Consider the following 323-nt stretch of genomic DNA (forward strand, 5'->3'; position numbering starts at 1 on the left):
AGTGATGATACCTGTGGTTCTAAATAATGTGCCTGTGTCGGTCACTTGATCGACAGCGACTTGAGAGCCAATGAATTGTTTTAATGGGATGGTGGCATTGGTTGATAGGCAGATCAGTTCTGCTGTCATGCCAGTATTGAGTTGATGTTGCCCTTGTATTTTTTGTAGGAACACTGCTGTGTTTAAGGCAGAGTTGGCAAATTGAATATGTATCGCGCGTTTTTGGGCGGTTAAGCCAAGTTGTTCTAATGCAGCATAAATAGTCTTGAACATCGCTTCTTATTGAATTCTTTTAAACTTGACGCGCATTTTACAGAAAAAAT

The 323-nt window shown here is 40.2% G+C and carries 1 pseudogene; it reads right to left on the bottom strand.

Annotation, left to right across the window (positions count from 1 at the left end):
- Window positions 1-273, bottom strand: a pseudogene (locus EXE30_RS15785) (phage late control D family protein); the annotation flags it as partial.
- Window positions 274-323: the final 50 nt, after the last annotated feature.

It is taken from the genome of Acinetobacter halotolerans, from assembly GCF_004208515.1.
Classification (GTDB): Bacteria; Pseudomonadota; Gammaproteobacteria; order Pseudomonadales; family Moraxellaceae; genus Acinetobacter; species Acinetobacter halotolerans.